This is a genomic window from Salinivibrio sp. KP-1, assembly GCF_000968645.1.
Taxonomy (GTDB): domain Bacteria; phylum Pseudomonadota; class Gammaproteobacteria; order Enterobacterales; family Vibrionaceae; genus Salinivibrio; species Salinivibrio siamensis.
The window spans coordinates 33144-45549 of the sequence record NZ_LAQR01000048.1 but is presented as its reverse complement, the minus strand read 5'-3'; the positions used below and the strand labels follow the sequence as shown (position 1 = coordinate 45549).

Annotated in this window: 13 protein-coding genes; 7 read left to right on the top strand and 6 right to left on the bottom strand. The window is 47.1% G+C overall.

The window, feature by feature from the left end; genetic code table 11:
* Positions 1–84: 84 nt before the first annotated feature.
* From WN56_RS13575 to WN56_RS13565, 3 genes are read left to right on the top strand one after another with little or no spacing between them, the layout of a single operon-like run.
* Positions 85–957, top strand: coding sequence for a hypothetical protein (locus tag WN56_RS13575; RefSeq protein WP_052708093.1), 873 nt, complete (start codon positions 85–87; stop codon positions 955–957).
* Positions 935–1258 carry an STAS-like domain-containing protein gene (locus WN56_RS13570; protein WP_046075521.1) on the top strand — a complete coding sequence of 108 codons (324 nt, stop codon included), beginning with the start codon at positions 935–937 and terminating at the stop codon, positions 1256–1258. The genes WN56_RS13575 and WN56_RS13570 overlap by 23 nt, the downstream gene beginning before the upstream one ends.
* Positions 1252–1746, top strand: coding sequence for a hypothetical protein (locus WN56_RS13565; RefSeq protein WP_046075520.1), 495 nt, complete (start codon positions 1252–1254; stop codon positions 1744–1746). The genes WN56_RS13570 and WN56_RS13565 overlap by 7 nt, the downstream gene beginning before the upstream one ends.
* A 156-nt stretch (positions 1747–1902) precedes the next feature.
* Here WN56_RS13565 and WN56_RS13560 read toward each other — a convergent pair whose 3' ends face one another.
* Positions 1903–2238 carry a YegP family protein gene (locus tag WN56_RS13560; RefSeq protein WP_046075519.1) on the bottom strand — a complete coding sequence of 112 codons (336 nt, stop codon included), beginning with the start codon at positions 2236–2238 and terminating at the stop codon, positions 1903–1905.
* A gap of 359 nt (positions 2239–2597) precedes the next feature.
* Here WN56_RS13560 and WN56_RS17225 point away from each other — a divergent pair, with 359 nt between their 5' ends.
* From WN56_RS17225 to WN56_RS13545, 3 genes are all read left to right on the top strand, one after another.
* Positions 2598–3104 (top strand): hypothetical protein, encoded by a 507-nt coding sequence (locus WN56_RS17225; protein ID WP_046075518.1) that lies wholly within the window; start codon positions 2598–2600, stop codon positions 3102–3104.
* A gap of 244 nt (positions 3105–3348) precedes the next feature.
* On the top strand, positions 3349–3843 hold the full coding sequence (locus tag WN56_RS13550) for a GNAT family N-acetyltransferase (protein ID WP_046075517.1): 495 nt from the start codon (positions 3349–3351) through the stop codon (positions 3841–3843).
* A gap of 185 nt (positions 3844–4028) precedes the next feature.
* Complete coding sequence (locus tag WN56_RS13545) at positions 4029–4286, top strand: glutathione S-transferase N-terminal domain-containing protein (RefSeq protein WP_025744429.1); 258 nt, start codon at positions 4029–4031, stop codon at positions 4284–4286.
* A gap of 364 nt (positions 4287–4650) precedes the next feature.
* Here the strand turns inward: WN56_RS13545 and WN56_RS13535 are convergent, their stop codons facing one another.
* Positions 4651–6045: a diguanylate cyclase gene (locus tag WN56_RS13535; protein WP_046075516.1), complete on the bottom strand. Its 1395-nt coding sequence runs from the start codon at positions 6043–6045 to the stop codon at positions 4651–4653.
* A 92-nt stretch (positions 6046–6137) separates the two neighbouring features.
* Entirely contained in the window at positions 6138–7022 is an 885-nt protein-coding gene (locus tag WN56_RS13530) for an aspartoacylase (protein ID WP_046075515.1), read from the bottom strand.
* 222 nt (positions 7023–7244) lie between these two features.
* On the opposite strand from WN56_RS13530, the gene WN56_RS13525 reads away from it, so the two are divergent.
* Positions 7245–8675: a 6-phospho-beta-glucosidase gene (locus tag WN56_RS13525; protein ID WP_046075514.1), complete on the top strand. Its 1431-nt coding sequence runs from the start codon at positions 7245–7247 to the stop codon at positions 8673–8675.
* Positions 8676–8812: 137 nt separating this feature from the next.
* On the opposite strand, the gene WN56_RS13520 is transcribed toward WN56_RS13525, so the two are convergent.
* The 3 genes from WN56_RS13520 to WN56_RS13510 form a co-directional block, all read right to left on the bottom strand.
* The gene (locus WN56_RS13520; protein WP_046075513.1) at positions 8813–9352 is read right to left on the bottom strand and encodes a histidine phosphatase family protein; all 540 of its coding nucleotides are present in this window, start codon (positions 9350–9352) and stop codon (positions 8813–8815) included.
* Between the two features lie 193 nt (positions 9353–9545).
* Entirely contained in the window at positions 9546–11381 is a 1836-nt protein-coding gene (locus WN56_RS13515) for a GGDEF domain-containing protein (RefSeq protein WP_046075512.1), read from the bottom strand.
* Complete coding sequence (locus tag WN56_RS13510; protein ID WP_046075511.1) at positions 11382–12404, bottom strand: ABC transporter substrate-binding protein; 1023 nt, start codon at positions 12402–12404, stop codon at positions 11382–11384.
* Positions 12405–12406 lie beyond the last annotated feature (2 nt).

Here is a 12406-nt window from a genome sequence, read left to right as displayed (position 1 = left end):
TCAGTACTAACATCCCCAGAGCATCTTTGCGTCTATGACGATCAGCACAGAAGCCGCACTCTTGAGTTTTGTCAAAGGATTGATGTGGCTTTACTAAAAGAGGATAAAAGAGTCTTAATTGATCTTAGGTATGTCGAGTCTGCAACGGCAGCGGCTTCCCTGATCCTTTTCGCAATAGTAAATCGAGCGCAGCTACTGAAAGGTAGTTCTGATTATGCCACGTTTCGACTTCCCCACAGAGAACGTAACCCTGATGGTTATAGATGGATCGTGAAAACGGGCCTTGCCCGAGCTTTGAAAAGCGGTAGTAGGCAAAAACTCGAGGAGCTCTCCAAAGACCAAAACTTTTTCCAGTCATCTGATCAGCCTAGTGAGCATGTATTTAAGACCATAGCCATGCTGCAAAGCAAAGCGCAGTTTAACACACCCCAGCTGCGTTTGTTGGCTGGAGGGATAACTGAGGCGGCATTAAACGTCAGCCACCACGCCTACGACGATCCAGCATATCAAGATCAACTAGAGATAATGGGAAAAAGGTGGTGGCAATGTGCGTGGTTTGACCCTGAATCAGATACTGTCTTCTTTATAATATTTGACTTGGGTATTGGTGTCTTCAACTCTCTGCGCTCAGGGACATCTGCTGCGTCTCTGCCTTCCTCTATACAAGAAGAGGTTTCTGTTTTAAATGACTCATTTAAGCTTGGAGTATCACGATACAAGGATAAGCCGGAGAGAGGACGCGGATCAGAAGATATCAAGTCTCCAATTCACCAAAATTGCTCCCAAATGGAAAAACTGTTGGTGTATACTGGAAGAGCATCATATGTTTACAGTAAGTACGGTGAGTCAGTTGGAGGGGCTGCTGGGCACCTTGTACAATACATGCCAGGAACTTTGGTGCAATGGCAGCTGAGCCCGAACCGGAGAGGTGGTAATGACAGTGATAAACATAGCTAAAGACTTTTCGAGGACGCCGTTTGGGCGGTATTTGGATGATGGGGCCCATAGTGGTGAGCGTTTCAGAGAGGAAGTTCTAATCCCTGCGCTAAACACTAGCTCTTCAGAGGTAGTTGTTGATTTTTCTGGGTTATCTTTAGGAGTTGCGTCGTCATTTATTGAAGAAGCCTTTGGGGGGTTAGTTAGAAAAGGGTTTGATGAGAAGTCTCTCTTGAGGAAGTTAAAGGTGGTTGATGACATGGGAGTTTATCAGCACCAGGTTTTTGACTTTATAGCTCAGGAGTCGCATAGGCAATGTTAGATGCTTTTCGTGATTTTTCAGGGCTTATCACCACTATCTTAATCATTTTAGGCTGGGCGGTGATCTACTCTAATGCAAAAAAAATTGCTACAAGAAGTGAGACAAAGTCACTTCTTGATCGAGCGTTAGAGCAGGCCGAGCTGTGTTCTAACTTTGCAACAGACTTTTGGTTGCCTGGTAGCAGTGTTCAGCCTGACCCTGACCATTTTCAGTTGGTCTTCATGACGCAGATTTCCAGGCTCAATGTAACAATCAAGGCTCTGGAGCACCGGTGCATAAAAGTCGATAGTGGATTGTTGGCTAAGTTCATTACTCACAGTACGCTGAATGCGGAACAGATGAGCGAGTTTGGAAAAACCAAGAGAAATGAGAAAGGTTTGCAAATTAATCATGCGTGCATGAGATTGACTGAGTCCCTCATTGCTGAATTTGATAGGCGATACAAACCAATAGATCGCTGGATTAAGCCACGAGCGTGCGGAGCCTAAAATTAGATCATGGAGAAATAGGTCAATCCAAACCCCGTGACCGCTCTCTCGTTTGCAGGCCTTAGGCGATATGTTCCCTGGAAACCTTTTTCTGTAATCAAGTTGCCAAAGATATGATTTCAATTAGGCATCACTAAATCAGCAAGGCCAAGCTTTTTATATTGTTAGGTCTTCCACCTCAGCTCTCGGGGCGTTTTTCTTGACTGACTCTATGCCAGTATCCCTAGCATGTACTGAGGAGTACATTTGGCTGGTGCCAATGACTTCATGATTACTCGCTTTGAGGTTGAACATATATTTACTATTTGAGGATATTTTTCTCTCGTAACGGTCATCAGTAGGAGCGTTCTCTCTTACCGATTCGATACCATTTTGACATCCTTGCTTAGCTTTATACCCTTCACTCGCAAGAATTGTCTCTCCATTTCCTGCCTTGAGTCGAAAACGATACTCTTGGGTCTTATCTTTGAAAATTTCAAAAACACCTGGCATCCTGCAACTCTCCTTAGACGACGATTTTGACCTGAATGATAGCGTGCTAAAAAACCGCTTAGGACACCGAACAGACTATATCTAGTTAGTTTTTTACGCTGTGACTTCAGTCTGTTTTTTTGAATGGCGTGTCTGCATTTGTATACAATTCGCTTTGCCCTCACAGATGGCATATTACAAAGAGCGCGCAGAGGGTAAGGCCCTTTTCCCTTCAAGGAGGCATGGCACGCATTTTATTGAGCTGGCTTGCAGGTCATACATACCTATGCGACGGACTCTCGATTTTGTCACTGTTTCTTTGATTTCAAAATCAAGTGCGTGGGTACACTCAGGTACTTTTCATCAAAGACAGTGCATGTATGGCAGTCCCGAGGTTAAATGAGCTAATCAGAGCCACTACAGATAGTACCGTCCCTTTAACCCCTCTCCTGTGCGCTGCTGGGGCATATGCCCAGGCTAAAAACCTACCTATTTTGCGTACCTGGCTAAGTTACGAGCTAAACGGCTACCTCGATACATCGAAAGTTCCACTGTATCGGCGACTGAAGAGCACGCCAGTTGCTTTGACCGACAACAATTCTTGGCATTCTTTCCCAGAGGTTGAAATTGGGCTTGGTAGCTCGGTGACAACTCTTGAGTGCCGCCTCTCTATTATCGAATTATCTTCAATGTATGAGCGTTCACTTCCGTTGAGAAGCAAGTTTGCTGACAGTGAAAGCGAGTTTCTTGCTCAGCTTCTTGGTATCGATGGGGAGTACTCGTTATTTGTGAGTGCAGACAGGCTTGAACACGTCTTATATGACGTGAGGAGGTCATTATGGACTTGTTTATCGCAACTTGGGGATGGATCGTACAGTTTGAGATGAGATATTTGTTGTTTAAAGGGTAGTTATAACCGAAGTTTTAGAGATTTTTGTGTACATAGATAGGTGGGTTTTGAGTGGGGGAATTTACTCGTTTCGACGAGGAAATTTTGGGGCAAAAATGGGACACGATTTGGGACACAATCGGCGAATGGGACACGATTTGGGGCACTTTTTGGGGCTTTATCGTGCCTTATTGTGACCTGATTTAATCACATAAGTCTCTGAATATGTTGTAAATGTATGTTTGACAAGAAATTGCTTTTTTGTCTTTTGTTTTGAACAACAAAACCGTGCTTATTTTGAAACCTATATTGAATCGCGCGGTGAGGCGTTTTATCGCCGAGCAAGCGTTTATGATCACATCTGCGAATTACTTGCCTTACATCAGAAAGGACAACACGTACCGATGTTGATTACGGATGCCGAGGGGCAACTTTTGGGGCGGGTTAATATTAGCCAAATTGATGCGGTATCTGCATCAGGTTCGTTAGGGTATCGCATTGCAGAGCAACATACCGGGAAGGGGGTTGCCTCTAGAGCGGTAAAGTATGCGTTAGAGATCGCGCGCGAGCACGGACTTGTGACACTCAACGCCATGGCGTCTACGACCAACATTGCATCACAAACGGTGTTAGAGAGGAATGGGTTTAACCTATGCGATAAAAAATTCAACGTGGCACACGTGGCTGGCGAAGTGATTGACTGTCTTTGTTACCGCAACACATTATCCAGTGTTTGAGTGATGAGCAAGCGACCTTGAGGTGATGGGTTAATTTCCAGTATGCACCCGGTTGCTCATTTAGTGCCAATAAAACAGGCTAACGACTAGCGTTGGGACCAAGTTCAATGCCATCATTACGTGGAATGAATTCACACATATGGCGGCATTTGAAAATCCGCCCTGATGACCCAGAAGGAAACATAATGGCTGATTTGAACGGACTAAGCTTGTATCACAAAGAGCACTGCCCATTTTGCCATAAAGTGCGTGCAGTCATGACAGAGCTCAAGTTAGATATTCCGCTGGTGGATATGAACGCTAACGCCGAAGAATGGCAACGCCTACAGACCGAAGGCGGCAAAGGCATGGTGCCTTGTCTGCGTATTGACCAAGGCGGCGAAACACAGTGGATGTATGAATCGGACGACATTATTGAATACTTGCGTGACAACTTCGCGTAATTGAACCAGATGCTGGTTACGAGGGTCGCAGTTATCGATGCGACCTTCTTTTTAAGTATTATTACCTGTATGCCTGCCTCTCCGCCTTCTTCAACGCCCTGTGCACTGTGTCAGCACTCAAGGCCGCTGACCTTCCATCACTTGATCCCCAAAACTTGTCATAACAACAAATGGTTCACCAAGCGCTTTTCCCGACCTTACATGCGTGAGCACGGTATTTGGGTATGTCGGCCTTGCCATGCTTTTATTCATCGCCAATTCAGTGAAAAACACCTGGGTCGCGTATTACACAGCCTCGACCTTTTACTCGCTGAGCCTGTGATCCAAGGCTATGTGACTTGGGCTCGAAAGCAGCGAGGTTAAATCATGCCCGCTCGATTCGATTGCGGCCGTTTTCTTTTGCGAGATAGAGCGCGGTATCGGCACGTTGAATGATACTGTCTTGTGTATCACCTGCCGAGAAGCCCGTATAACCGATACTGATGGTACAGCGTATGGTTTGTCCGTCGACGTGAATTTCTTCACCATGTACGCGCTCCACCAAACGCTTTAGTACAACCTCAGCACCACTCAAATCCGTTTCAGGAAGCAAACAGAGAAACTCCTCTCCGCCCCAGCGACCGTATATGTCATTAGTCCGTGATTCTTCCCGCACAATATTGCCGAAGCGTTGTAAGGCGATATCGCCTGCCCGATGACCAAAGGTGTCATTTAAGCGTTTGAAGTTATCGAAATCTACGATCGCCAGCGTCAAGGGGTTGTTGTACCGTTCGCAGCGTGCCAGCTCTTGAACGAGAGCGTTGCTGAGGTAGTGGCGGTTATAAAGTTGCGTCAACGAGTCAGTGTTTGCTTGTATCTCGAGCAATTGTTGCGCTTGTTCGAGTGCTTCCCAATCTCGCAGACGCGCCAGCTCGTGGCCGACCCATTCGGCAAAGAGTCGTACCAGTTCATAGTCTTGCGAAATAAAGGGGCGAGTGGGTTCAGGGCTTGAAAAATTTAACGTGCCATAGCGCTCGCCATCAATAAAAATGGGGGCACCGATATATGCTTCGAGGCCGAAATGTTCGTAGCAGGGGTGGGCTTTGATATCGCTTTGCGAAACATGGTGGAACCCTTGCGCCTCATTGGCCTCATAGACGTGACAACAGTATGTTTCTTTTAGATCAAACACCTGTCCAGGCTGCAGGGTGTCATCAGGGTGCTGCGCATATTGTACGGTATAACGCTGACCATGAATGTGGCTGAGTATACCGATAGGCAAATTAAAGTGTTTACAACCGAGAGAGAGAATACGCTCTACGCGCCGGCAAAAATCCAAATTGCGTGCTGACGTGATTGAGTGGAGCTGGTTGAGCGCGGATTCTACTTCTACGCGGGTGCTAATGTCTTGAATAAAAGCCACATACATGGTGACAACTTGTTGCTCATCGCACACTGGCCCACCATGTGTTTCGCCTAAAAACACATGGCCATCGGCGGTCTTATATCTCACCACATAAGCATCGTAGTATGCGTGAACTGAGTGGGTGTTAAAACGATCTTTGCCCGTTGCGGTAAAGTCTTCTTGCTCGGCGTAAAGGATGCGAGTGCTAGCGCCTTTTACATCCGCTAGGCTGCAACCAAATAGGGCTTCTGCTTCGGGGTTTAATAGTTGTATACGGCGATTTGTATCAGCAATAACAACCGCCGTATCGAGATGGCGAAAAAGCGAGGGCAGTAATGTGACAATATGCTTGTACTGGTCAATGGGCTGATTCACTGCTGGGCTCTGTACGTCTATTTGGCTTAGACTAAGCGTAGTACAAATCCCAGCAGCTCGCGCTCGCTGAGGAGATTAGGCGGAGAAACAGGTTATACCGTGAAGGTAAATACGTTAGCCATCGACATCGCAATATTGTTGTCGTAATACGCTGCTTCATTAATGAAGTGCGGATAGGCCGTGTAGTCGCCTTGCCATGTTAATTCTTTGCCATCAAAACACATAAACAGTGGGTCACCGGGCTTTATCGGCTGAAAGTCTTTGTCTTGAACGTGCTGGTGCACCATACCAATACGTTCCCCATGCTCATTTTGTGGTAAATGCAGTGTCTCTTTGTAACGGTACGCGGTGACGTTTTTAGGCAGTGCTGGCACCTTATCAATATTAAACAGATGCACGAAGTCCAAAATGTGTGTCGTCATTTCTTGCATCGATTCCATTACATCATGACGCAGTACCGATTGGGGCTGTGGGCCTACCTCAACGATCACCCCTTGTTTGCCGATCGAGCATAAAAATGCATGCTGAATAGGTTCAATATGATCTTCGACTAAGATGATGGCATCGGGCATACGCTCACTAATATAAGCGGCGAGCTGCTTATTGAACGTATCAAGTGTCAAGAGTATCAGTGTGGGTCCCATGTTGCTGGTGGTGTTATGCAGGTCGATAATAAAATCGACGCGCGGATCCCCTTTAGGGCCTAATTGTTGGTTGAGGGCTTTAGCGCGACTTTGCTCATAGTTTGCCAAGCTGTAGTCAGCCAGTAGTTTAGGATCGAATTGGCGATTAAGGTCGCAGTCTAGATAGCGTTTGTTGGCGCTATAAGCAGGGGGGTTCGCAAAGACATGTTCGGTGGAAAAACTATCGCGGGCTGTGATTGCTGGGTTGGATTGCCACTGTTTTAGTGCGTAAACACCGCTAAACTCATTACCGTGGGTGCCACCAACAATAGCAACGTTACTAAACCGACTCATGAAAGCTCCTGATATGTGAAGAATAATCGCATGGATTTGTCTATTTAGACAGCTTAGCACTAACCACTCGATAGGTTAATAGCATAATTTTTCTTTATTAATGCTTTTCTATTCACTTGATCGCGAGTTGGTAGTGGAGGTCCTATGCTTTTTCGAGTCAGTTCACACTTCAGCTGAGTGGAAATCGTTAGCCTAGCGGAAGACGATACAAAGAGGTGAACAATGAAAACGGTATTTCCTGAGCATTTTTTATGGGGTGGCGCTGTAGCGGCTCATCAAGTTGAGGGGGGATGGGATTGCGACGGTAAAGGCGTCAGCATTGTGGATGTGCTGACCAAAGGTGCCCATGGTACACCGCGCAAAATTACCCAGCGTGTTGAAGAACATGAAGCCTATCCGAACCATGATGCTGTGGACTTTTATCATCGCTACCGTGAAGACATTGATCTCTTTGCGGAGATGGGGTTTAAGTGTTTTCGCACGTCTATCGCGTGGTCGAGGATATTTCCTCTTGGTGATGAGATCACGCCGAATGAAGCGGGCCTTGCCTTTTATGATGACCTTATTGACTACCTATTAGAGAAGGGGATTGAACCTGTCATTACGCTTTCTCATTTTGAGATGCCCCAGCACCTTGTCACCCAATACGGGGGCTGGGCTCATCGAGATGTGATTGAGTTTTTCGTGCGGTTTTGCGAGACCGTAATGACTCGCTATCGCGACAAAGTCTCCTATTGGATTACCTTTAACGAGATCAACAACCAGCTCAACTGGGACTATCCGCTATTTGGCTATTGTAATTCAGGTGTGGTTTTTACCGAGCACGATCATCCCGAACAGAGACTCTATCAAGTGCTACATCATCAATTCGTCGCCAGCGCCAAAGTGGTGTCTCTAGGGCATGTGATTAATCCGGATTTTAAAATAGGTAGCATGATCCACATGATGCCGTTGTATCCGGCGACTTGTCACCCTGATGATATGTTGGCGTCACAGCAAGCGATGCGTGACAAATATTTATGCAGCGATGTGCAGTTGCGAGGCCACTACCCACACTATATTTGGCCGCAATGGGCCAGCAAAGGGATCGAGGTCAACATGCATCAAGAGGATGCAATGATTCTTAAAAACGGCTGTGCAGACTTTTTGGCGATCAGCTACTACATGACGAATATCGTAGATGCCAACCCGCCAGAAGAAGATGAAAATGCTTTATTCAGTGCAAGCCGATTGAATCCGCATCTACCCGCTTCGGACTGGGGCTGGCAAATTGATCCCAAAGGTCTACGCTTTGCGCTTTCTGAGCTGTATGAGCGTTACGAAAAACCGATTTTTGTGGTGGAGAATGGGCTTGGCGCGACAGATAAGCGTGAAACCTCAGGGGAAATCAATGATGATTACCGCATCAGCTATTTATCACAACATATTGAGGCGCTCGCGGATGCCATTTGGCAAGATGGCGTTGAGGTGATTGGCTATACGCCATGGGGCTGTCTCGATTGTGTGTCCTTTACCACGGGCGAATACCGCAAACGCTATGGTTTCATCTACGTTGACCGTCATGATGATGGCAGTGGCGACTTTTCTCGCCATCGTAAAAAGAGCTTTTACTGGTATCAAAACGTGATTAAGAATAATGGGTTGATAGAGTAAAGGCTCTGGTAGAATCGCAGTAAGACGAGAAGGGACGCCTATTACGTCCCTTTTATAACTATCGGTAAAGTCATTGCATCGAGGTATGCGATTTTTACCGTTTTAGCGCTAAAGCCTCGCCCGCTAAGGGGGAGAAGTTAGAGATTGGGTTGGTAGTCGACCTCAATCACTTCTCCATACTCAATCCCTTGCTCACGATAACCCACTAAGCTCTCTATCACGTTAAAATGCGCGATAACCGCAATCGTATTGTAGTCTTGATAGGTGTTGAGCACAGATGTCACTCGGCGATATAACGCGGTCGCGGACTCATAACCTGCATTGGTCACTTCATTTCCATTGGCAAACAGTTCTCGATACTCAATCCAGCGTCGATCGCGCTCAGAAAGAGGAATATAGCTCCCTTTGATATCCGCTTGCCACTCGCGGAGGTCATGCTCGACAAACAGTTCTTTTTGCAATTGCCGGTTGAGGATTTCTGCTGTTTGTAAGGCACGTGTGTAGGGCGAAGAGAGGATGATGTCTGCGTGTTGTAAACTCGGGTGATCGGCTAGCGATTGAATAGCGGGAATACATGCACGTTGGAGTGGTGCATAGTCTTTTTCCAGTTGGCTCATTTGGCGAGCATCGGCCAAAGAGTAATCGGTTTTTCCGTGACGGACAAAGACGACTTTCATAGGGCTTCCTTTTCTGCGTCGACAGCGTCTGAAGCGCTGCTTCTTGAGTCGGTGACAGTTTTATTATCCGGATAATGAGGCGAGACACCCGCTTGGCGGGTGGTCAACATATCGCTTACGAGGGTTGTAGCATACCGTCATCGGACTGTCATGACTCACCCGTGGGATTGAGAGGAGGGCGTGAGCAAGCTCGCTATTTTTCTCTGGTTTGATCTAATATTTTGGTGCGATCACGGCCTTCTTCTTTGGCTTGATATAGACGCTGATCAGCCATTTCGAGTAGGTATGAGTCCGTGGTTTCGCGAGTTGGGAGCGTAATAATGCCACCGATACTGACAGTGATTTTGTCACCATCTGGGTTTTTCTTGTGCTCGATATCAAGCTTGGCAATTTCAGCGCGAATGGTTTCGGCCAGCTGAGTTAACTTCGAGGCATAGCGCGTTGAGAGCGTGATCGCAAACTCCTCGCCCCCAAAGCGTGCCACGGAACCATGAAAGCGTTCCGTTTGTGTAAGCAGCACGCGCGCGATTTGGGTGAGAACGTCATCGCCTTTGAGGTGACCGTATTCATCATTATACGCTTTAAAATGATCGACATCGATCATCATGACGGCGACAGGTAACCGGCTGGCGATGCCATGTTGGATATGGTTTTTGAGCTCACGTTTAAACGGTCTTCGATTACTTAACCGGGTGAGGTCATCGGTTTCTGCTTGTACTTTCAACTTTTCATTGGCGACAATCAGCTCTTCTTGCAGCTCTTCCATGGCGTAATGGTTTCGTTCACGGATCATCACTTCACTGATGGCGGTCGCGAAACGTTTTAAAAGCAATGTCTTATTGTTATCCCAGATGAAGGGTAGACGGCGATTTGCCACTGTAATCATACCAAAGCTTTTTCTACCGTCGGTTAGCGGAAAAGCGGCAAACGATAAAATATGCCGTTGACGCAACCAAGAGCGCTCGTTAATTGCATTATCGCCGAGCTGGCCGACATGGGGAACGACCAGTGCGTCGGTATCAGCCAGCCACCGTTTTATCATGTGCATATCGCTTAAATCGACGGTCTGGGGGGCAAAATCAATCTCTTGTGGCCAGTAACAACGACGTTCAGCGCGGAATGCGTCAAAGGCATACCAGCCAATCGCCTCAACGCCGAGTAATGACGCCATATCGGGAAAAATTTTCTCTACGTCTTCAGTAATATATTGCGAGTCTGCACGTAAAAATTGAATTGAAATATCGGCCAGTAGAGAGCTAGCGTTTGATTGCCAATTGAGGGCTTTGGTGCGTTGCTCGACTTGCTCTTTCAATAAAGTTTGATGTTGACGAAGTTCACGCTCTGTCACGCGTTTTTGTAGAAAGTCGTCTCTGATACGCGATTGCATCGCATTGATTGAGCGAGACACTTTACCTATTTCGTCATTACGTTGAATCAACGAGAGCGGCACACTCGTTTGGTTGGCCTTGTCGGTTTGGTAGTAATCGAGCGTATTTGACAGCTGTTGGAGTGGGCGTGAGCACAGCCGGTGGATAACCCACAAAATCAGCAGAGTGATGATAAAGGTTTCAGTAAAATGGACGACAGCGACAGGCACGGCGCCTGTGAAGGCATCGCGTTTAATCGCACTGCGATCGAGCACAATGTTCAGGGTGCCAATATTGTTACCTTGAACGCTCAACAATGACTGATAATTGGCGTCACAGTCCTCACTGGTATTATTGACTTCAGTGATGTGTGTGCCATCAAAACCTTTTACCTCGACGCGACAAATGGTGGGGATCATCGACAATCCCTTTACACTGCGGCGTACAAGCTCTAAATCAACGACCCACAATGCATGGCTAATCACGCGAGCCGAGTTATGGCTCCGGCTCTCTACCAGTTGTGTGGTCGTAGCCAGTGTGCGCTGGTAGTTGATGTACATCTGCGTCAGTGTACTCCCTACCGCAAACAGTAAGCTAATCGCGAGCACAACGAAAGCGACGCGCGCTTGAAGACCGCGTAAGTTTACATCGCGTTTTATCACTTAGTTATCCATTTGAGTTGTGGTTGAATGACAATGGCTTTCAATCCCTTTCGCCATGTTCAAAAACGAGATTTGATCCCACGCCTGCTCGCGCAACTGTAAGAAAAAAGCGGAGCCAGGTTCAATTAAGTGAAACAACTGTCCAGCGCATTGCGGTGGTAACGGCCAACCTTTATCGTGAGCGTAAATGCGGCTCAATGCAAGGCCAGCGGCTTTAAAGTGCCCGCCCCCAAGGGCTGAAATGTCGCCTTTTTCTCGCAAAGAGAGCACGCGCTCGGAGGTATTGACCGTGGCAAAATAGATGTCATCGCCGGGCGTTTTTCCTGCTTGCCGCGCGGCTCTCATCGCGCCAAACGCCATATGATCGTTGGCCGTCCACACGTAGCGCACATTTGGGTAGCGTTGTAACAAGGTATGCATTTGCTCTTGGCTGATGGACTCATTCCACTGACCATGAACAACTTGATGTAAGGTAATGTCTGAGCGTTCAACGAAAAAGCGCTTGCCGCCCGCTTCGCGTTGGACGGATGCGGGGGTGGTAAGATCACCTGAAATCATGACGGCTTCGCCGGGCGCATTATCGCCTGCTTGCACCATGGCTTCGGCGATCGCATAGCCTATCGAATGATTGTTGGGAATAATGCTCGGCAGTAAGTATTGTTGCCAATGTGGGTCTTGGAAGAGCTTGGTTTTGGTCTGCTGATCGACATCATTCAAGATCAGTTGTACATAAATAGGATACTTTCTCAGTATAGGAAGTAGGTTTTTGGCCGCCAGCTTTTCATTCACGATGATAATGTAATCAGGGTGGGTCGGTTTACTCAACGTTGCGGCGAGTATTTGACGCACGGCAAAATGATTGCGATCGGCGTGGCGAATCGTTAGGTCAATATTTAATGCTGACGCAGCGCTATTGGCATATTCATCTACGTCCTGCCAGAAGCTTTCCGTTGCATAACCGGGATTAATAAATAGTACATGGGGCTGAGCCTGTTCAGCATGAATGTGCGTACTGAACATCATGT

Bases quoted from the DNA above. Each gene is read 5' to 3' on its own strand.
- WN56_RS13530 (WP_046075515.1), bottom strand. From the start codon at position 7,022: ATGAGTCGGTTTAGTAACGTTGCTATTGTTGGTGGCACCCACGGTAAT.
- WN56_RS13525 (WP_046075514.1), top strand. From the start codon at position 7,245: ATGAAAACGGTATTTCCTGAGCATTTTTTATGGGGTGGCGCTGTAGCG.
- WN56_RS13565 (WP_046075520.1), top strand. From the start codon at position 1,252: ATGTTAGATGCTTTTCGTGATTTTTCAGGGCTTATCACCACTATCTTA.
- WN56_RS13545 (WP_025744429.1), top strand. From the start codon at position 4,029: ATGGCTGATTTGAACGGACTAAGCTTGTATCACAAAGAGCACTGCCCA.
- WN56_RS13510 (WP_046075511.1), bottom strand. From the start codon at position 12,404: ATGATGTTCAGTACGCACATTCATGCTGAACAGGCTCAGCCCCATGTA.
- WN56_RS13560 (WP_046075519.1), bottom strand. From the start codon at position 2,238: ATGCCAGGTGTTTTTGAAATTTTCAAAGATAAGACCCAAGAGTATCGT.
- WN56_RS13570 (WP_046075521.1), top strand. From the start codon at position 935: ATGACAGTGATAAACATAGCTAAAGACTTTTCGAGGACGCCGTTTGGG.
- WN56_RS13520 (WP_046075513.1), bottom strand. From the start codon at position 9,352: ATGAAAGTCGTCTTTGTCCGTCACGGAAAAACCGATTACTCTTTGGCC.
- WN56_RS17225 (WP_046075518.1), top strand. From the start codon at position 2,598: ATGGCAGTCCCGAGGTTAAATGAGCTAATCAGAGCCACTACAGATAGT.